Annotated in this window: 20 protein-coding genes; 4 read left to right on the plus strand and 16 right to left on the minus strand. The window is 71.4% G+C overall.

Translation table 11 applies throughout. The features are described from left to right. From BLW84_RS31530 to BLW84_RS31540, 3 genes are all read right to left on the minus strand, one after another. A partial coding sequence (locus BLW84_RS31530; RefSeq protein WP_143061169.1) for a helix-turn-helix domain-containing protein occupies nt 1-222 on the minus strand: 222 nt, incomplete at its 3' end. Nucleotides 223-390: 168 nt separating this feature from the next. Further along, on the minus strand, nt 391-840 hold the full coding sequence (locus BLW84_RS31535) for a VOC family protein (RefSeq protein ID WP_093272890.1): 450 nt from the start codon (nt 838-840) through the stop codon (nt 391-393). Nucleotides 841-1,168: 328 nt separating this feature from the next. Next, nucleotides 1,169-1,438 (minus strand): DUF1905 domain-containing protein, encoded by a 270-nt coding sequence (locus tag BLW84_RS31540; RefSeq protein ID WP_093272893.1) that lies wholly within the window; start codon nt 1,436-1,438, stop codon nt 1,169-1,171. Nucleotides 1,439-1,562: 124 nt separating this feature from the next. Between BLW84_RS31540 and BLW84_RS31545 the strand changes: the two genes are divergently transcribed. Next, the gene (locus BLW84_RS31545) at nt 1,563-2,363 is read left to right on the plus strand and encodes a transporter substrate-binding domain-containing protein (RefSeq protein WP_093273036.1); all 801 of its coding nucleotides are present in this window, start codon (nt 1,563-1,565) and stop codon (nt 2,361-2,363) included. Nucleotides 2,364-2,628: 265 nt separating this feature from the next. Beyond that, the gene (gene panB / locus BLW84_RS31550; protein WP_093272895.1) at nt 2,629-3,483 is read left to right on the plus strand and encodes a 3-methyl-2-oxobutanoate hydroxymethyltransferase; all 855 of its coding nucleotides are present in this window, start codon (nt 2,629-2,631) and stop codon (nt 3,481-3,483) included. Nucleotides 3,484-3,523: 40 nt separating this feature from the next. On the opposite strand, the gene BLW84_RS31555 is transcribed toward panB, so the two are convergent. Beyond that, nucleotides 3,524-4,477, minus strand: coding sequence for a helix-turn-helix transcriptional regulator (locus BLW84_RS31555; protein WP_093272897.1), 954 nt, complete (start codon nt 4,475-4,477; stop codon nt 3,524-3,526). Between the two features lie 64 nt (nt 4,478-4,541). On the opposite strand from BLW84_RS31555, the gene BLW84_RS31560 reads away from it, so the two are divergent. After that, nucleotides 4,542-5,426: an NmrA family NAD(P)-binding protein gene (locus BLW84_RS31560; RefSeq protein ID WP_093272899.1), complete on the plus strand. Its 885-nt coding sequence runs from the start codon at nt 4,542-4,544 to the stop codon at nt 5,424-5,426. A 38-nt stretch (nt 5,427-5,464) separates the two neighbouring features. Here the strand turns inward: BLW84_RS31560 and BLW84_RS31565 are convergent, their stop codons facing one another. Continuing rightward, entirely contained in the window at nt 5,465-6,442 is a 978-nt protein-coding gene (locus BLW84_RS31565) for a glutathione S-transferase family protein (protein WP_093272902.1), read from the minus strand. 77 nt (nt 6,443-6,519) lie between these two features. On the opposite strand from BLW84_RS31565, the gene BLW84_RS31570 reads away from it, so the two are divergent. Continuing rightward, the gene (locus BLW84_RS31570; RefSeq protein ID WP_093272904.1) at nt 6,520-7,266 is read left to right on the plus strand and encodes an SDR family NAD(P)-dependent oxidoreductase; all 747 of its coding nucleotides are present in this window, start codon (nt 6,520-6,522) and stop codon (nt 7,264-7,266) included. Nucleotides 7,267-7,420: 154 nt separating this feature from the next. On the opposite strand, the gene BLW84_RS31575 is transcribed toward BLW84_RS31570, so the two are convergent. From BLW84_RS31575 to BLW84_RS31625, 11 genes are all read right to left on the minus strand, one after another. Further along, on the minus strand, nt 7,421-7,807 hold the full coding sequence (locus tag BLW84_RS31575; RefSeq protein WP_093273038.1) for a DUF4326 domain-containing protein: 387 nt from the start codon (nt 7,805-7,807) through the stop codon (nt 7,421-7,423). Nucleotides 7,808-7,960: 153 nt separating this feature from the next. Continuing rightward, nucleotides 7,961-8,626: an NADPH-dependent F420 reductase gene (gene npdG, locus BLW84_RS31580; RefSeq protein WP_093272906.1), complete on the minus strand. Its 666-nt coding sequence runs from the start codon at nt 8,624-8,626 to the stop codon at nt 7,961-7,963. Nucleotides 8,627-8,704: 78 nt separating this feature from the next. After that, the gene (locus BLW84_RS31585; RefSeq protein WP_093272910.1) at nt 8,705-10,168 is read right to left on the minus strand and encodes an RNB domain-containing ribonuclease; all 1,464 of its coding nucleotides are present in this window, start codon (nt 10,166-10,168) and stop codon (nt 8,705-8,707) included. 4 nt (nt 10,169-10,172) lie between these two features. Beyond that, the gene (locus BLW84_RS31590; protein WP_093272913.1) at nt 10,173-10,358 is read right to left on the minus strand and encodes a hypothetical protein; all 186 of its coding nucleotides are present in this window, start codon (nt 10,356-10,358) and stop codon (nt 10,173-10,175) included. 70 nt (nt 10,359-10,428) lie between these two features. Next, a complete protein-coding gene (locus BLW84_RS31595; protein ID WP_093272915.1) occupies nt 10,429-10,887 on the minus strand; it encodes a hypothetical protein in 459 nt (152 codons plus the stop codon). A gap of 43 nt (nt 10,888-10,930) precedes the next feature. After that, entirely contained in the window at nt 10,931-12,025 is a 1,095-nt protein-coding gene (locus BLW84_RS31600; RefSeq protein ID WP_093272918.1) for a C40 family peptidase, read from the minus strand. Nucleotide 12,026: 1 nt separating this feature from the next. Further along, nucleotides 12,027-12,605 (minus strand): hypothetical protein, encoded by a 579-nt coding sequence (locus BLW84_RS31605; protein WP_093272920.1) that lies wholly within the window; start codon nt 12,603-12,605, stop codon nt 12,027-12,029. 219 nt (nt 12,606-12,824) lie between these two features. Further along, nucleotides 12,825-14,753 carry a hypothetical protein gene (locus BLW84_RS31610; protein WP_245761522.1) on the minus strand — a complete coding sequence of 643 codons (1,929 nt, stop codon included), beginning with the start codon at nt 14,751-14,753 and terminating at the stop codon, nt 12,825-12,827. Next, on the minus strand, nt 14,750-17,635 hold the full coding sequence (locus BLW84_RS31615) for an ATP-binding protein (RefSeq protein ID WP_093272922.1): 2,886 nt from the start codon (nt 17,633-17,635) through the stop codon (nt 14,750-14,752). Before BLW84_RS31615 ends, BLW84_RS31610 begins: the two co-directional genes overlap by 4 nt. Next, nucleotides 17,610-18,119, minus strand: a complete 510-nt coding sequence (locus BLW84_RS31620; protein WP_093272925.1) for a hypothetical protein — start codon at nt 18,117-18,119, stop codon at nt 17,610-17,612. The genes BLW84_RS31615 and BLW84_RS31620 overlap by 26 nt, the downstream gene beginning before the upstream one ends. A gap of 6 nt (nt 18,120-18,125) precedes the next feature. Further along, nucleotides 18,126-18,419, minus strand: a complete 294-nt coding sequence (locus BLW84_RS31625; protein ID WP_093272927.1) for a hypothetical protein — start codon at nt 18,417-18,419, stop codon at nt 18,126-18,128. Between the last annotated feature and the right edge of the window lie 340 nt (nt 18,420-18,759).

Raw genomic sequence — 18,759 nt, forward strand, 5'->3', positions numbered from 1 at the left:
GGCCCGCACGACCGCCTCACGCACCCGCGCCGCGGTCGTTGTCGGCCGTCGGTGCGGGGCAGAAGAGCGGCGGATGAACCCCGCCGCTCCTTCCTGCCGGAATCGGTTGACGTACTTGTAGAACACCGTGCGCGAGATCTTGTGCTCAGCACAGAACCTCGACACGTTGATCTTGTCACCGCCAGCCACCGCAGCCACCGCCGCGACCAGGTCCGGATCCATCGAAAACCCTGTTCCGCCCACCACTGATGATCACAGACAGCAGGCCAGCCAGTGTTCACGAGGTCCTGAGACACAAACTGTTCACGAGGTCCTGAGCGAAGACAGAGTGCCATAGCAGCCCAAAGCACTCACGAGCTCAAGCAGGCGTCCACATTGGACCGAGTGGTGTCAGGAATGCTCGTCGATGGCGGGCATCGGCGCACCGGCCGGGTTCCACGTCTGCAGGAACTGCGGCTGGCGGGATGCGTCGACGAGCTCGATGCGGGCCCCGATCGAGTCCATCCGGTGGTACGCGAAGGCCCTGCCGTACGGGCAGCCGGAGAACTCCTCCGGCAGGCCCTGATCGGCGAGCCGCCGTGTGCCCGCCGCCAGCGAACTCGTCCAGTAGCCGAGGTGGTCGAACCTGGCGCCCGCGGACGCGTCCCACGGGCTCCCCGGCGGGCCCTCGATCAGCTCGATGAACGGCGCCCCGCCCTTGGTGAAGACGATCCGGTAGTCCCAGTCCCCGAGCCGGGCGGCCTGCGGTTCGTGCCACTCGACGCCCGCGGACGACTCGAAGTCGCGCATCGCCTTCTCGACGTCGGGCACGACGAAGCACACGTGGTAGAAGGCAGTCACCGGGGAAGTATCCCCTCGCGGAACTCGGCCGGCGGGAGGGAGGCACCCCCAGTTGTCTCCCTCCCGCGCTCCCACGCGCTCCCGGCCTTTAGACGCTCGGGCGGCCGTTTGGTTGCATCGTTGTTTTTCCCGTTATTGCCGGAAGCGGACCTCAGCCGTTGCCGCGTTCGCGGCAGGTCGTCGGGTAGCCGGGCGGGATCTGGATCTCTGCAACACCCATGACCACGACCGATGCGAGCATCGTCGCCGCCAACCCGATCACCGCGCCGACCGGGATCCGACCAGGCCGTCACGTTCTCGGGACGCGCGAGCCGGGGGCCGGGCGGCCTCAGCCGGTGATCCGCTCCAGCAGGCGGACGGTCACCTCGGCGCCCGCCTCCTTCCCGAGCGCCTTGCGGATGCCGGCCTTCACCGGGAGCTTGTGCGTGCCGTCGCCCAGCGCCATGAACGAGCTCTGGAACGGCAGGCCGTCGATCGTGCCCCGGACCTTCACGAGGCCACGGGTGCCGAAGTACTCGGCCGACCGCGGCCAGACCACGTAGGTCCAGCCGCCGGGGTTCGGGCTCTTCTGCAGCGTCGCGGTGAACTGCTCGTCCATCGTGTGCTCCTCTCGCGAAACGCTCCTGGAGGTGCAGACCTCGCGGGGCCGCGGAACTCATCGCTCTGGTCTTCCCGCGGCCGAGCGGTTATGCATGTTCCACGAAGATCGAAAGGCGGGCGTCATGCAGTGGAAGAAGTTCGGTTCCGGATTGGCCGCGGCGGCCGTCGTCGCCCTGAGCACAGCATGCTCCGCCGCGCCGGTCGAGCCGGCGAAGCCCGCGGCGAGCCGGTTGGACGACGTCGTCCAGCGCGGTGAACTGCGGGTTTGCAGCACCGGGGACTACCGGCCGTTCACCTACCGGGACGCGGCGGGCGCCTGGAGCGGCATCGACATCGACATGGCGCACGACCTCGCAGACAGGCTCGGCATCAAGGCGACGATCGTGCCCACGACCTGGAAAACGCTGGTCGCCGACTTCAACGCGCAGTGCGACATCGCCGTCGGCGGCGTGTCGATCACCCTGGACCGTTCGAAGCAGGCCTTCTTCAGCACCGCCTACGTGGTCGACGGCAAGACACCGATCACCCGCTGCGAGAACGCCGCGCGGTTCCAGACGCTGCAGCAGATCGACCAGCCCGGCGTCCGCGCCGTCGTCAACCCCGGCGGCACCAACGAGCAGTTCGCCAAGCAGAACCTCAAGCAGGCCACCATCGTCGAGCACCCGGACAACAACACGATCTTCCAGCAGATCCTCGACGGCAAGGCCGACCTGATGATGACCGACGCCGCCGAGACCAAGTGGCAGGCCAGGCAGCACCCGGAGCTGTGCTCGGTGCACCCCGACCAGCCGTTCACCTTCAGCGAGAAGGCGTACGTGCTGCCGAAGGGCGACGTCGTGTTCCAGCAGTACGTGAACCAGTGGCTCAACCTCGCGCTGCACGACGGCACCTACGCGCGCATCGCGGAGCCCTGGATCGGCTGAACTTTGACTTCTTCCCCGTTTATTTCACAGCACGATCGCTTTCGAGTAAGCGTCAGATTGATTGGTCGCCGCTGGCGCGGCGTTCTCCGGCTTGACGCGCTTCCTCCCCACAGATAAGTCCAGTGGCCTCCGTGCTAGGTCACCATGGTGATGTTGGCCTCCGGGATGTGTCGGCGGGGTTGAGCGCGTGCGACGCTTTGCCCCGCAACCATCCGCAACTACCCGGGGACCCGCGATGCGGGCCTCGAGGAAAGGACGGTCAACGATGACTGCTGCCCAGAACCAGGGTGAGACTGCGGCGCCGTACGGATCCACGCCGACCAAGCGGCGCGTGCGCATCCACCACCTCCAGCAGCTGAAGGAGCGCGGCGAGCCCTGGCCGATGCTCACCTCGTACGACATGTACACCGCGCGGATCTTCGACCAGGCCGGCATCCCGGTGCTGCTGGTCGGCGACTCGGCCGCCAACAACGTCTACGGCTACGAGTCGTCGCTACCGGTGACCGTGGACGAGCTGCTGCCGCTGGTCCGCGCCGTGACCCGGTCGGCGGAGCGGGCGCTGGTGGTGGCCGACCTGCCGTTCGGCTCCTACCAGGCGTCGCCGGAGCAGGCGCTGGCCACCGCGACGCGGTTCATGAAGGAAGGCCGCGCGCACGCGGTCAAGCTCGAAGGCGGCCGCCGCTACGCCCCGCAGATCGAGGCGCTGGTATCGGCGGGCATCCCGGTGATGGCCCACATCGGCTTCACCCCGCAGAGCGAGCACGGCCTCGGCGGCTACCGGGTGCAGGGCCGCGGCGACAAGGCCGACGAGCTGCTCGCGGACGCGCTCGCGGTGCAGGAGGCCGGCGCGTTCTCCGTGGTGCTGGAGATGGTGTCGGCGGACGCGGCAAAGCGGGTGACCGGGGAGCTGCGCATCCCGACGGTCGGCATCGGGGCCGGGCCCGACTGCGACGCCCAGGTGCTGGTCTGGACGGACATGTCGGGCATGAACACCGGCCGCACGGCGAAGTTCGTGAAGCGCTACGCCGACGTGGGCGGCATCCTGGCCGAGGCCGCCGGCCGCTTCGCGGACGACGTCCGCGGCCACGCCTTCCCCGCCGCGGAGCACTCCTTCCAGTGAGGTGACGCCGGGGTGCGCGGCGCCCGTCGCGCACCCCGGATCAGCCGCCGGCGGCCCGGGCGATGCGATCGGCCAGCTCCCGCGAGTAGCCGATGAGCTCGGGCGGAGCCTCGATCGTGTAGGGCACGCCGACCGTGGCGAGGATGATCGACAGCCACTCCCAGGATTCGACGCTGGTGACGTAGCGGCAGCTGGTGTCGTCGATGGCTTCGAGCGACCCTGCTTCGGCGATCAGCCGGTCGGACACCACCGAGACCGGCGCGGCGAAGCGCACCACGCCGCGCCGCCCGTGCGGGAACCGGGTGCTGTCCTGCACGAAGCTCACCGGGTCGTCGGCGGGCAGCTCGCGGGGAGCGAAGGTGGTGCCCGGGACGGTGAGCTCGCCGATCCGGTCGATGCGATAGGTGCGCCAGTCGGCTCGGTCGCGATCCCAGCCCAGCAGATACCAGCGGCGGTCGAACAGCACCTGGCGGTAGGGCTCGACGCGGCGTTCGGTGTGCTTCCCGCCGCGGCTGGTGTAGTCGAAACGCACGTCCTGGCGCAGGTGCGCTGCGGTCGCGAGCAGCTGCACGGTGCGCAGATCCAGCGCCTCGGTGGCGCGGGAGGTCGTCTCCGTTGCCGAGGTGAGCGCCTGTATCCGGGCGCGCAGCCGGGTGGGTACGACGCGTTCGAGCTTGCGCAAGGCACCTTCGGCAGCATCGCCGGCCCCGCCCATCTGGGTGAGCGCGGCGATCCGCAGGCCGACAACGGTGGCGACCGCCTCGTCGTCGGTGAGCAGCAGCGGCGGCATGGCCCGGCCGGCGACGAGCTGGTAGTTGCCGCCCGGCCCGCGCGTCGAGGAGACCGGGTAGCCGAGCTCGCGCAGGCGGTCGAGGTCGCGCCGAAGCGTGCGCGGAGAGGTGCCCAGCCGCGCGGCCAGTTCAGCCCCGGGCCAGCTCCGGCCGCTTTGCAGCAGCGAGAGCAGCTCCAACAGCCGGGTGCTCGGATCCGTCATCGCAGTCGAACCTAACCGGAATTGTGGCCAGGATTCGACCACAACCGACCGTAGCGTCCCGGGCATGGCACATGAACCCGAGAAGATCGTCGTCACCACACCCACCGGACACGTGGGATCCCGAGTCGTGCAACTGCTCGTGCAGGCTGGCGTGCGCCCGACATTGCTGATGCGCGAACCCGCCAGGCTCGACGCGGCGACGCGCGACCGGGTCGACGTCGCGCAGGGCGACCAGGGTGATGCCGATTTCGTCCTCCGCGCGACGAAGGACGCTGACCGCCTCTTCTGGGTGGACCCGCCCACGCCGGACGACGACCCGGCCGCCGGCTACGCCCGCATGGGCGCCAACGCGGCGCGCGCGGTGCGGGAGAACGGCATCACCCGCACCGTGTTCCTCAGCAGCGTCGGCGCGGAGAAGCGCCACGGAGCCGGCGAGATCGATGGGCTGGCCCGGACCGAGGAACAGCTGGATGCCACCGGCGCGGATGTGTTGCACCTGCGCTGCGGATACTTCTTCACCAACCTGTTCATGGAGCTCGACGGCTTGCGCGAGGGTGTGCTCCGCACCACGTGGCCCCTCGACTTCTCGATGCCCTGGGTCGATCCCCGCGACATCGGCGAAGTGGTGGCCGCGCGGCTGCTCTCGGACGGTTGGTCGGGACGCCACGTGCAGGCCGTGCACGGGCCCGAAGACCTGACGTTCCCGCGGGTGGCCGAGATCCTGAGCCACGCAGTGGGACGCGAGGTGCGCGCCGAGCGGATCTCCGATGACGAGTTCCGCGCCTCGCTGCGATCAGCAGGCTTGAGCAGCGGACAGGTCGAGGGCATCGTCGGCATGTCGATCGGGCAGCGCGAGAACTTCGTCCCCGAGGACAAGCGCAGCATCCTCACCACGACGCCGACCGCTCTCGCCGCCTGGGCCCACGCGCACCTCCGGCCCCTGCTCTGATCAGCGCGTGCAGGGGGCTGCGCGCACGGCCCCCTGCACTAGGCGGGCGGGGTGCCGGTGCCGAAGGGCTTGCCGCCCAAGGCTTCCCGGCCGTGCGGCGTGCCCCAGCCGGACTGGTCCGGACCCGCCGGGACGATGCCGGTCGGGTTGATCTGGTGGTGCGTCGCGTAGTAGTGGCGCTTGATGTGGTCGAAGTCGACCGTGTCGCCGAAGCCCGGCGTCTGGAACAGATCCCGGGCGTACGCCCACAGGACCGGCATCTCGGTGAGCTTCTGGCGGTTGCACTTGAAGTGCCCGTGGTAGGCGGCGTCGAAGCGCACCAGCGTGGTGAACAGCCGGACGTCGGCCTCGGTGATCGCGTCGCCGACCAGGTAGCGGCGATCCGCCAGGCGCTCGGAAAGCCAGTCCAGGCGCGCGAAGAGCCGCTCGAAGGCCTGCTCGTAGGCCTGCTGCGAGGTGGCGAAGCCGCAGCGGTAGACGCCGTTGTTCACGTCGGCGTAGACCACCGCGTTGACCTCGTCGATCTCCGCGCGCAGGTGCTCCGGGTACAGCTGCGGCGCGCCGTCGCGGTGATGCGCGGCCCATTCCGTGGACAGGTCGAGCGTCAGCTGCGGGTAGTCGTTGGTGACCACCTTGCGCTCCGCGACGTCCAGGACCGCCGGGACCGTGTAGCGGCCGGCGAACTCGGGATCGGCGGCCAGGTACGCCTCGGAGAGGAAGGCGATCCCGGTCGCCGGATCCTTCTCCCCCGGATCGAGGGTGAAGCGCCAGCCGCGCTCGTCGCGGATCGGGTCGACGATCCCCAGCGACAGCACGTCCTCCAACCCGAGCAGGCGGCGCACGATCACCGACCGGTGCGCCCACGGGCACGCCAGGCTCACCACCAGCCGGTACCGACCCGGCTCCACCGGCCACCGGGACGAGCCGTCCGCGGTGATCCGCTCGGTGAACCGGTTCGCCTGCCGCACCCACTCGCCCCGAGTCGAGGTCTCCGCCGTGAACTGTGCTTCGGCCATGCACCCACCCTAGGCCCGGCGGGGTTCCGGATGGTGGAAGATTTCGGGTTCGGGCGGTGCGGATTAGGGTTCCGGGCATGGATCTCGATCTCTCCGGCCGCTGCTTCCTCGTCACCGGCGCCAGCAAGGGGCTCGGCTTCGCCACCGCTCGCGCGCTCGTCGACGAAGGCGCCAACGTCGTCGTGTCGTCCTCCTCCGAGGACAACACCGCCGCCGCCGTCGACGCGCTCGGCGGCCGCGCCCGCGGGCTCGCCGCCGACCTCACCGACCCCGCCGCTCCGCGCCGCCTGATCGACTACGCGCGGGAGCAGTTCGGGCGGCTGGACGGCCTGTTCGTCAGCCACGGCGGCCCGCCCGCCGGGCTGCCCAGCGGGCTCGACGACGACACGCTGCGCCGCGGCTTGGAGATCGCCACCATCGCCCCGATCCGGATCGCCCGGGAGGTCGCCGCCGAACTAGGCGACGGCGGCTCGGTCGTGGTCCTGACCTCCACCTCCGGCGCGGAGCCGCTGACCGGGCTGGCCAGCTCGAACGTCGCCCGGCCCGCGACGCAGGGCTTCGTGAAGGACCTCGCCAACGAGGTCGGGCCGCGCGGGGTCCGGGTCAACGCGCTGCTGCCCGGCCGCTTCGAGACCGAACGAGCCCGCGAGCTGGCCGCCCGGAACCCGAAGTCCCAGGAGCAGGCCGAGCAGGCGGCGGCGCTGCGCCGGTCCGGCGACCCGGCGGAACTGGCCGCGGTCGCCGCATTCCTGTTGTCCCCCAAGGCTTCCTATGTCACCGGCGCGGCCTGGACGGTGGACGGCGGGCGACGCGCCGAGATGTGATCAGGACGACGCCGTTCTCGTCGAACCCGGATCCGGCGGGGCCATGCGCCTTGCGGCGGTTCACACGCGAAATCGTCACCTGCCACGCGTGGCGAGCGGCGATTTCGCGCGAAATCGCCGCTCAGCCGAGGCGGCTGGGGGCGGGATCGCCCGGTCAGCCCGCGCGTTTGGCGAGCACGTCGGCGTGGCACGGCTTGGGCGCGCACCAGCAGCCCAGTGCGCGGCCGTTCAGCACGCCCTCGCGGAGCTCCACGAGCAGTTTCGGCTGCTCGTCCAGCCACTGCTCGTAGTGCCGGACCATCGCCTCGCGATCGATCTTCGCCTCCTTGAGGAACGGGCTGGCGAACTCCGACTCCGGCCAGTGGTGCCGCGGCCCGGCGTGCCCCACGTAGGTCAGCAGGCCCTGCTCCTCCAGCCACGGCACCAGGTGCTTGTGCGGGCCGTCCTTGCGCACGTTGACCACGATGGTGTGCCCGTCGAGCAGGGCGTCCGCCCGCTCCCGCTCGTCGTCGTTCCAACTGCTCGCCTCGTCCGGCAACACCACGAACCACCTCCGCCGCTCAGGGTGCCGTGCCGGGCGGCAGTGGACAATTTCGCGCCGCACGACGCCGATCACCCGGGGCCCGCGCAACTCCACGAGGAATCGCGCCGGCGCCGGGTGATCGAGGCCGGTGGGGGTGGGCGCGTCGCCCGATCAGACGTCGGTGATGCGGAGGCCCGCGTGCGCCTTGTAGCGGCGGTTGATCGCGATCAGGTTCGCCGTGAGCGCCTCCACCTGGTGGGCGTTGCGCAGGCGCCCGCCGTAGATGCCGCGCACGCCCGGGATCACGTCGGCCAGCTCGCGGACCACGTCGGTGGCCTCGCGGTCGTCGCCGAGCACCAAGACGTCCAGGTCCACGTGGGTGACCGCGAGGTCGGCCAGGGTCACCGCGGAGACGTGGTGGAACGCCGCCGTCACCCGGGACTCCGGCAGCAGCTGCTCGGCCTGCTGCGCCGCGCTGCCCTCCGGCACCGGCAGCGCGTACGGCCCCTTCTTGTCGAAGCCGAGCGGGTTGACGCAGTCGATCACGATCTTGCCGGCGAGCTCCGCCTGCAACGACTTCAGCGTCTCCGCGTGGCCCTCCCACGGCAGCGCGGCCAGCACGATGTCCGACGCCGCCGCGCAACCCGCGTTGTCCTGGCCGGAGACGTCGCCGCCCGCGATCTCGACGATCTCGGCCGCCGCCTGCTCGGCGCGCTCGGCGTTCCGCGAGCCGATCACGACCTTCAGGCCCGCCTTCGCCCACCGGATCGCCAGCCCTCGGCCCTGCGCACCGGTGCCACCCAGCACTCCGACCGTCATCTCCCGCACCTCAGCCACCCTCGGCCCCTTTCGTCGCCATCGACCATGCGCAATCCACGATCGACCCGAGGAGACCAATTCGCCACGGGGTGTGGGTCAGGCCACTTCGAACGCGACGTCGCGGCGCAGCGGATCGGCCTCCACGAGCCGCACCTGGACCTGCTGGCCCTCGCCCAGGCCGGTGCCGCTGCACCGCGCGATGACCGGCGGATCAGCCACGAACACCTCACCGGCCGTGCCGTTGGGCACCCGCAACACCGTCGCGGCGAACTCCTCGCCGACCCGCGACGCCAGCGACCACGCCTGAGCCTGCGCGATGCAGGCGCGCTCCACCTGCCCGGCCATCCGGTCGGAGCTGCCCATCGCCGAAGGCAGCCCGGCCAGCGCCTCCTGCACCCACTCGGGTACTCCCCGGTCCGATGCCACCGCCAGGCAGACCTCCGCGCTGTAGCGGTCGACCAGCCGCCGCAGCGGGGCCGTGACGTGCGCGTACGAGGCTCCGATGCCCGCGTGATTGGTCTTCGCGGGCGCCCCGTCCCCGAAGGCGGTGTAGCCGGCGCCGCGAAGCAGGCGCGTCGCCGCCACGTGCACCGCCAGCGCCTCCGGGCGGATCGGGTCGAGCCCGGCGAGCGCGGCCGCGGGCGGCGTGTCCACCGGCCAGTGCACGCCGAGCCGAGTCGCCGACCGGCGCAGCCCCGCCACCGTCTCCGGCTCCGGATCGGGCACCGTGCGCAGCACGCCGATCCCGGCCGACAGCATCATCTCCGCCGCGCACATGCCGGTGAGCAGCGAGATCTCGGCGTTCCACGCCTCGACCACCAGCCGCGGCCGCAACACCAGCCGCCACCCACCGCCCCCGTCCGACTCCACCTGTTGCTCGGGCAGGCCGAGTTCGATCGCGCCGCGCAGCACCGCCTGCTCCCGGCGCAGCCGCCCGACCTCCGGCAGCAGCTCGATGGACGGATGCGGGACTCCGAGCCGCAGCGAGCGCTGAACCCCGTCGTAGTCCAGCTGCGCGACCGACCGCACCAGCGCCCGCCGGACGTCGATACGCACCGGGAGCCCGTCAAAATCCAGGTCGATCGTCCACAGCACCGCTGCGCGCACCTGGTCCGGCAGCAGGCTCGCGGCGTCTTCGGACAGCCGCGTCGGGTGCAGCGGGATGTTGCCGTCCGGCAGGTAGAGCGTCTGCCCGCGCCGCCGCGCCTCCACGTCCAGCGCGCCACCGGGCACCACGAACGCGGCCACGTCGGCGATCGCGTAGTGGATCCGGTAGCCGCCACGCCGCCGCCGGACCAGCACCGCCTGGTCGAGGTCCTTCGCGCCGGGCGGATCGACCGTCACCAGCGGCAGGTCCGTGGCGTCCACCCGCGCGCCGGTGGGCACCTGCTGCGCGACGGTCTGCTCCACTTCGGCCAGCGCGGCGGTCGGGTAGTCGACGGGCAACCCCAGTTCGGCGCGGATCGCCGAGAAGTCCAAGCCCAGCTCTGGCCGACTTCGGCCGGTCGGTAAGGCGGCGGCAACTCCGGTGCCACCCGGTGAGGTCCCCGCCGCCGCCACGAGCTCAGTCCTCGCTGTTCCAGCGCTGGTCGGCCTCGTCGGCCGCCTTGGTCCGCTCCTCGGCTATCTCGAGCGCGCGAGCCGCGGTCTCCCGATCCGGGTACGGCCCCAGGCGCTCCGCAGCGCGGCACCCCGCCTTCGGCTCGACCTGCCGATGCGTCAAACAGAAGTACCAACTTCCGCGCCCCATGCATCGAGCCTCGCACGACGGCGCGCACCTGTCACGCGTCAGTCGGCGACAAGACCGGTATGTCCCAACCTCACCAGGCCGGCGGGGGCGGTGCGGCCGGAGTCGGCTGCGAGCCGCCGGGCGTCTGCCGCGGGATCGGGTCCAAGCAGGACACCAGCACCTGGTGCGTCTCCGGGTTGTCGATGCGGCGCCCGTCCCGCATCCGGTACTCCAGCTCGCCGTTGTCGTCGACCTCGACGGTGCACCCGACCTCGGCGAGCTGGTCGTCGTCGAGGTCCACCAGCCGCTCGTAGCGGGACGGGACCACCCGGTACACCGGCCACTGCAGGTGCCCGAACGCCTGGTGGAACTCCGCCAGCAGGTTGCTCATCTGGTGCTGCCACGGCAGCGGCATCGCCTCGGCCAGCGATCGCGGCAGCACCGCGTACCCGGCGTCCACGCCGGGCAGGCGCCGGGCCAGGTAGTCCCCGAGCGGAGTGCTCGACGCGGGCGGACCGGACGGCCGCGGAATCGGGTCTGGCGTGAACATGGTCAACCCTTTCCGAAGGTCAGCAGGCCGCCGCCATTCTTACCTACCTCGCACCCCCGGCGGCAGGAGCTTGCACGCCCGTCGACGGCGTGTCGGCGGGCGGTGCAGGCGCGTCGGCAGGCGGCACCGGCGAGGTCGACGGCGGCGCGGTCTGGGCCGCCGGCGGTGGATCGGAGGCCGGGCGCACCACCGTGGGCAGCAGCTGGCCGCCGTCCCACAGCTTCGTCACCTCGACAGACTCGCCGGGCTGCGGCGCGTGCAGGACCTCGTTGTCGCCCAGGTACAGCGCCACGTGGTGGATGCCGTTCGGATCCCGGCCGTAGCCCCAGAACACCAGGTCACCGGGCTGCGCCTGGGCCAGCGGGACGTGCACGCCGCCCTGGAAGTACTGCGTCTGCGAGTACTTCGGGATCTCCACCCCGGCCGCCTTCCACGCCTGCTGCGTCAGGCCCGAGCAGTCGAACGCGTTCGGCCCCGCCGCGCCCCACACGTACGGCTTGCCGAGCTGGGTCTGGGCGTACTTGATGGCCTGGTCGGCGAGCACGCCCGCGCTGGGCAGGTCCTCGCAGGCGCTGACGCCCTCGACGTTGCCCTCCACGCTCACCAGGTGCGCCGCCATCGGCTCCCACTTGTGGTAGCGCAGCGGGAACGCCGAGCGCTCCACCCGCTGGGCGGCGTCGCCGGGCCGCATGTCCTCCCAGCCGGGCACCGCGAGCAGCACGTCGTAGAACTTGTTGATCTGGTAGTCCACGTCGGTGACCTGCTGCACCGTGCCCCAGCCCATGGACGGCCGCATCTGGAAGATGCCCAGCGAGTCCCGGTCGCCGTGGAACAGGTTGGCCAGGTTCGACTCGGTCTTGCCCGCCTGGATGGCGATCTGCCAGGCCCGCGGCGGCAGCCCGCGCTGCTTGCCGATCTCGATGATGCGCTGGGCGATGTCGACCGACTCGTCGGTGAGCGTCGCGGCGTCCTGCTCGCCGCGCCCGGCGCCGTCGCCCCACGGCCCCAGGTCGGCGCTGCAGTTCGACCAGCCGGCGCCGCGACCGCCGCTGCCGACCAGCAGCGCGGTCACCGCGCCGACGCCGATCAGACCTGCGAAACCCGCGAGCACGACGACCGCAACCACGAGCTTCCGCATGTCAGCCTTCCTTGTCGTACTGGGCGACTCGCCAACCGGCCGGGGTCTTGTTCACGGTCACCGCCAGCGCACCGATGTCGGTGGGCAGCCGCACCACCATCGAGCCCGCGGTGGAGCTGACCGCGCCGGCCGCGCCGGTGATCACGTTGCCCGCGTTGCTCGGGTCCACCGACGACATCTCGGTGAGGAACTCGTCGGTGGTGTACGGGCGGAGCTTGGCCAGCCACTGTTGGCGGTCGGCGCCGACAGGGTGGTCCACCCACGCCTTGCCCCACTGCTCGACGACGGCCAGCCCGGCCGGGTCCGGGGCGACCGGTGTCGGGGCGGCCTGCGGCACCGAGATCGTCGGCGGCGCCTTCGGCCGGGTCGGCGGCGGCACCACCGCCGAGTGCGCGGGGGCCCTGGTGCGGGAGGCGGCCATGTTCGAGCTCGGCGCCGGCTCGGGCAGCAGGTAGCCGACGACCGTGGCCACCGCGGCGAGCGCGACCACCGCGGCCACCAGGTGCTTCGGGGAGCGCAGCGGCCAGCCCCACAACCTGCGGTACACCGCGGCCCGCCCGCGGTGCGTGCGGATCGGCATCAGCTCCCCCTCCTGCGCCAGGTTCCGTCTTCGAAGCGGCGCAGCCGCTTGGCCCGCCTACGCAGCTCGCACCGCCGCGGGTCCTCAGGTGTCTTCTCGCGAGGACAGCCCCGACGCGTCGTACGTGTGTCGGGGATCCCACAGCGAGAAGGCGACAGCAACTCCCGCCGGGGGGCCGCCACCTGCACCGCCACGCAAGATGAGCTTGTCGACAATTCCTCAGCCATCTGCAACCTCCAGCCCTCGGGAAGGCCGGTAGACCACGTAGACCGGACGTCCGGCCACGACCTCCATCTCCGCTCGGCGCGGTCCCGGCGGCTCCGCCGGGCCAGGCGCCGGGGAGCCCGCCGTGCGCGACGGGATCAGCACCGGATCTTCGTCGATGCCATCCCACTTGGCATCCGCCACCGGGTTGGTATCGACGACTCGGCTCGTGCTCCGCGCCTCCGGCAGCGCCGCCGCACCGCCCGGTCGGCGCACCGCGCCTCCGATAGGCAGCGCGGCGCTCGCGCCCGGCCCGACCGTCGGCGGCGCGTCGCGGTCCAACCGCTGCGCGGTCGCGACCGACATGTGCTGCGCCTCCGGCCGGCTCCGCCAGCGGCCGCGCTGCTGCGTCCCGGACTCCTCGTCGGGATCCATGTCGCGGACCTGATCCCAGAAGTTGCCGCCCTCGTCGTCCTGCCTGGAGCGCCCGCGGAACCGCGAGAACAACCCTTGCGGCGCGCGCGGCACGGCGCGGCTGACGGTGCCCACCGACAGCTGGACCATCTGGCCGATCCGCCGGACTGGCTTGGCGACCAGCAGGAACACGATCGTCACCAGCGCGGCCAGCAGGATCTGGGTCAGCGCGGAGAAGTTGCGCAGCGGGTCGAATACCCAGGTCAGGATGAGGGTGTGCAACCCGGCCAGCGCGGAGATCATCACCACGTTGAGCAATGCCGCCCCGGCGACCCGGCCGATGGTGCGCAGCACCTGGTGGTAGATCAGCGCTACCAGGCCGATCAGCGGCCCCGCCAGGATCAGCACTCTCAGCAGCACCTGGGCGAGCAGGATCGTCGCCTTGGCCAGCAGCTGGAAGGCCGCGTACGAGAAGCCCTGCACCAGCGCCAGCACCCCGGCGCCGACGCGGCTGCCGTCGACGCCCTGGAAGTAGCCGTAGGAGCTGCCCATCTTCCCGGCGACGTCCTTGAACGCCTGCTTCTTCGGTTCCGGCGAGCCGGCGTCGGCCCCGGCGTTGACCTCCTGCTTGCTCCACGACTGGGCGCGCAACAGTTCCCGACCCAGCTCCTGGGCCTGCGGCGAATCGGGCGAGCCGAACTCCCCGCGCAACCAGTTGCGGTAGATGACCTGGTCGTGCAGCAACGTGGGCAGGGCGTTGCTCTCGTCGACACCGACCTCCCGCAGGAACCCGGCCTGCACCGCCGATGTCCCGCTGATCACCACGTCGTCCAGCGCATGCGTGTAGACCAGCGGCGTCAGGTAGGTCGCGGAGGCGAACCACAGCCCGGCCAGCGCCCACATGCCGCGCTTGCCGATGGAAGCCAGGTCGCCCGACCAGATGTAGCGGAACAGCACTATCGCCAGCACCAGCGCGACCAGCCCGAACCACGGGGTGAACACGCTGTCGTAGAGGGCGACGGTGCCGGTGGCGATGACGTCGTCCAACGGGTCCATCAGGTCGCCGTTGAGCAGCGCGTAGTGCAGGCCGTTGGTGGCGCCGACGAGGTTCTTGGCGATGTTGAACATCTCGTTGCCGAGCCACGTGTCGACCAGCGCGTTCGGGTTGGTCACGCCCTGCGGGCCGCAGCCCAGGTCGTAGGTGTGCCAGACCAGCCCCGCGTAGCCGACCTCGTCGTAGGCGCTACCCGGGTTCCCGACACCCATCGGTGCGGGGTCCAGGGCGCCGACCATGCCCGAGCCGGGGCGCTCCGGGTTCGGCGCTTCCTTGCAGTCCAGGCCCTGGCCCCAGGCCGGGGCCCCGATCAGCGCCTGGATGGCGATCAGCCCGGCGACGAGCGCGAACGCGCGGCGCTTGGGAGCTCCCGCGGCGAGCCGCTCACGCCGCTTCCGGTGGCGGCGGACCAGCACCGCGACCACCAGCGCGAACAGCGCGGTCGCGAGCGCAGCGCCGCTGATCTGGCCGTTCACCGGGCGTCTTCCCCACCCCGCTCGCCCGGCCGGCCGGTCGAGCGCTCGCTGCCGTCCTCGGCGTAGCCGATGCCGACCGTTTCGAGCTCGAACTCGTCGAACGATTCGTAGTCGTCCGGGTACTCGTCGCCCGAACCCAGCGCGGGGACGCCGGAGTCGGAGTTCGCTCCGTCGGCGGCGGGTGCCAGGGACCGGTGCTCGGAGTAATCCTCGGCGGACGGCGTGGTATCGAGGGCGTCGCGCAGGTGGTCCAGGTGGGGGCCGGAGAAGTCGATGCGGATCTTCTCCACGCCGCCGGCGCCGTCGCCGAAGATGAACTGGCGCGGCGAGCGGTCGCGCTCGGTGGCGTTGCGGGCCGGGCCCGGCCGACGGCCGAGCGCCGCCACCACCTGCTCGTACCCGGCGCCGACCGGCACCTTGAGCAGCCGGAGCGCGTCGGCCTGCGCCTGCTCGTCGTCCAGCCGGCCGATGAACACCGAGTCCAGCAGGGACACGAAGCCCTGGATGCGCAGGAAGTCGGCCGGGATCTGGCTGGACAGCAGGACTCGGACGTTCCACTTCCGGGAGTCGCGGGCGAACCGGTTCATCAGCACGCGGCCGGTCGGCACCTCGGAGAGGAAGAACGCCTCGTCGATCCACACGCCCTTGCGCTCGTTCTTGGGCCGTTCGTAGATCGACCGCTGCGTCAGCCAGGCGGCCAGGTTGAGCATCTCGACGCCGAGCGCCTCCGCGTCGGTCCAGTGCTCCCGGCCGACGCCGTCCTTCGGCAGCGTCAGGCCGGCCATGGTCAGCACCGTGAGCCGGTCCTCGCGCCGCTCCGAGTACGGGTCGGCGTCGACCTCGGGGATCAGCAGCGACATCCGTTCCCGGATCTCGTCGAGGAAGTCCGCCACGACCACCGCGTGCTCGTGGTGCTCGCTCGCATCGCGGCGCAGCGCCTCGAAGACCATGCCCGGGTGGGCGTCCGGCCGCCCGCCGACGGCGCGGACCGCGCGCAGCAGCACGATCCGGGTCTGCGGCAGCCTCGCCACCTCGTACGGCAGCAGGCCGGTCAGCACGTCGAGCACCAGGCGGCGCCGGGTGGCCGCGGCCAGCGCGCGTTCGCGGCGCCAGCTGCGCTCCGGGTCCTCTTCGTCGACGAAGTGCTCCAGGTCCGGTTCGGCCACCACCCGGTACGGGTTGAGGATGCCGGGCTGGGCGTTGAGCAGGTTGATCGGCCGGGCGTAGGGCCGCAGCTCCGGCAGCGTGCACAGCTCCGCCAGCGGGCCGGACGGGTCCAGCAGCGTCCAGTGGGCGCCGGAGCGCAGCGTCTTGTAGACGATTCCGCCACCCAGGAAGGACTTGCCGCCACCGAGTCCGGCGACCATCGCGGTCAGGCCGGAGGCGTCGCGGATCTCCTGCGCCATCCACGGGTCCCAGGCCACCGGGCGCCGGGTCGCGGTGCAGGTCTCGCCGAGCAGCGCGCCGCGCCGGTCGCCGACCTCCGCGGTCGCCTGCGGCACCGCGGACGCCGCCCAGACCACCGAGCCGCGGCGCAGGTAGGCGCTGTTGGCCAGTGGCTCGCCCGGGATGAACTCGCGGGCCATCGCGTACTGCGCTTCGGGGTGCTCGATGCCGATCTTGGGCTTGTAGAGGTCGAGGATCTGCTGCGCCAGCCGCAGCGCGTCCCGCTCGGTGGGGCCGGACACCGCGAGCCGCCACCAGGACTTGACGCGGGTGGCCAGCGCCGTGAAGCCGGAGGTCATCTCGTCGTCGACCTCGAGCACCCGGCCGGCCTGCCGGGCCAGCGAGGTCGGCGGCTCCAGGCCGTGCTCCTCGGTGTAGTGCCGGACTTGGGAGCGCACCTTGTTCATCTGCCGCTGCAGCTCGCCGCCGACGTCCTCGGGGCGGCGCACGTAGATCCGCGCGGACCACTCGACCGGCGCGGGCAGCCGGTCGGAGTGCTGCACCCACGGGTCGTCGATCTCCGGGATCTGCAGGCCGTGCGTCTGCCCGACGGTGAGCACCGCGAGGTGCCGGGTGACGCCCGCGTTCGAGCCGGTGCGGCCGCGCACGGTCACCGTCGGCGCGTACGGGTCCTGGTGCATGTCGGAGGCGTCGGTGAAGGACGCGAGGTCCTCGGGTTCCCACGGCGCGCCGGGCACCGCGGGCAGGTTGCGGGGCGCGGGCAGTCCCAGCGAGCACGAGCGGTGCATCAGCCAGGAGATCTCCTCGGCGGTCACCGGGCGTCCGTCCAGCCCGGCCGAGCCGATCACCTGGTCCAGGTGCTCGACCTCGCTGTCCAGCGCGACGAGTTCGGCGTCCACCGCCTCCGGGAACACCCGGCGCAGCAACGGCGCGGCGCGCTCCACCGCTCGGTCCACCACGTTGCGGGTCTGCACCTGGACGCCCAGGTAGACCTCTTTCTCCGCCATCGAGCGGCCCATCAGCTGCTGCTGCTCGCCGACCATGTAGTCGTCGAAGGACAGCGCGCCGGGCGTGTCCGGCAGCGGGTAGCGCGAGTTGTGCACGTGCGCCTCGGCCCACATCCGGATCGGGTACGGCCGGTTGGTCACGCGCAGGTGCATCCAGCGGCCCTGCAGCTCGGCGTACTGGCCGGCGATCGCCGCGATCAGGTCCTGGCGCTGCGAGTCGGAGCGGAAGGACCAGCGCTGCGGGGAGAGCCGGTACCAGGCGAACACGTCCTGGCCGGTGCGCAGCAGGTGGCCGTCGATGGACCGCGCGGCGATCGACGGCGTGTAGTTCGGGATGGACTGCTCGTCGCCGGGCCCGCGGCCGCGTTTGCCCGGCTTGCTCTTCGCGCTGCGGACCTTGCCGTTCGAGCCTCGGGGACCCGGGACCTGCTGCGTGTTGCGCTCACGGCCTGGCCGGCGACCGAACACCGCGAACCTCCTTGCTACGCGTGCGCCTGCTGGGAACCGTGCTGCGGGCGGCCGGCTGCTGCCTGGGCCGGGCGGGCCGCTGCTGCGGCGGCACCGGGCGTCCCCGCTTGGACTTCTTGGGCCGAGGCCGCTGCGTCCGAACCTTGATCCGGGCGGCGCTGGCGGCGCCACCCGTGCCGGACGTCTTCTCCCGGGGGGCGGTGAGTTCGCGCAGCCACATCACCAGCACCGCACCCAGCGGTCGCTCGTGCCCGATCCGGGAGCAGATGATCCGGGTCAGGACGATCGTGATGATCACGGCCCACGCGGTGGAGAAGAAGTCGAAGCCGATGTTCATCCGCCGTTCCACGGCGAGCACCAGCAGGAACACCACGAGGCCCACGCCCCATGCGACGTAGCGGGCGCGCCACGGGAAGGTCGCCTTGGGCGGGCCGAGCCAGACCGCGTCGACCCGGTAGATCTCGTCGTCGGTCCGTATTCGCACGCCGGATCACCCGCCGCTGGTGCTGAACAGGCCCGCGATGAACGTGCCGATGTTCACGCCCGCCCCGTTCACGGCCAGCCCGATGATCGCGAGCGCGACGATCACGCCGCCGACGCGGCGCATGACGCCCGCGTTGTCGCCTTTACCGCCGCCCAGCCACAGCAGCAGGATCGCGACGGTGAGCAGCAGCAGCGGCAGCAGGTTTTCGAGGATCCAGCCCTGAATGCCTCCGGTGCCGAGCTGCGTCTGCTGGGCCAGTACGTCCAGTTGCGCCAGTGTTTCCAGCGGCATGGCGGTCATCTCTTTACCCCTGATTGCGCGGAGTGTCGTCGGGTCGGTACCTCAGCCCGCCGGGCATGGCCCGGCACGCAGGTACGAGTAGAACATGACATGGTCACCAGAAGTAGTGGTTGCGAGTTCCGGTGTGGCGGAAACGGTGTCGCGGAACCCTCGTCGTCACGCCGCGAATAGGCCGTTCGGGCAGGCCGCTTTCGGCAGATCATCGGGAAAAAGACGCCCACCAGGCCGGTTCTGGTCTGGATTCGTGTGGCTGTTCACCCGCTTGCGAGCCCCTTCGTAACACACCGTGCATGACTTCGGTGAGCCAGTGGATTTCCGCACATCGCGTCATGATGCACCC

It is taken from the genome of Saccharopolyspora shandongensis (genome assembly GCF_900106995.1).
Taxonomy (GTDB): Bacteria; Actinomycetota; Actinomycetes; order Mycobacteriales; family Pseudonocardiaceae; genus Saccharopolyspora; species Saccharopolyspora shandongensis.